We start from the raw sequence: 569 nt of genomic DNA on the forward strand, positions 1-569 counted from the left end.
GCGGCCCGTCCGCGCCGCTCGCGGCTCGCGCTCGCGCTGCTGCTCGGGGCGCTCGCGCTCGGCAGCTCGGTCGGCCTGATGGCGACCAGCGGCTGGCTGATCTCGCGGGCCTCGCAGCAGCCGCCCGTGCTGTACCTGATGGTGGCGGTGACGGCCACGCGCGCGTTCGGCATCGGCCGGGCCTGCTTCCGGTACGCGGAGCGGCTCGTGTCGCACAACGCCGTGCTGCGGATGCTCGCCGACACCCGGGTCGCCGTCTACCGGCGCCTGGAGCGGCTCGCGCCCGCCGGTCTGCGGACGCGAAGGCGCGGGGACCTGCTGTCCCGTCTGGTCGCCGATGTCGACGCCCTCCAGGACTACTGGCTGCGCTGGCTGCTGCCCGCGTCGGTCGCGGCACTGGTAGGCGCGGGTTCCGTCGCCTTCACCGCCTGGATGCTGCCCGCGGCCGGCGCCGTGCTTGCCGTCGGACTGCTGCTCGCCGGGGTCGGTGTGCCGCTGCTCTCCGGGGCCGTGGCCCGCCGCGCGGAACGCCGGCTGGCCCCCGAGATCCCCGACCGGGTGGCAAACTG

Annotated in this window: 1 pseudogene; it reads left to right on the top strand. The window is 76.3% G+C overall.

The features are described 5' to 3' along the window. Positions 1-569, top strand: a pseudogene (locus G3I40_RS37270) (ABC transporter); the annotation flags it as partial.

The sequence above is a fragment of the Streptomyces sp. SID14478 genome, assembly GCF_010548525.1.
In the GTDB taxonomy this organism is placed as follows: domain Bacteria; phylum Actinomycetota; class Actinomycetes; order Streptomycetales; family Streptomycetaceae; genus Streptomyces.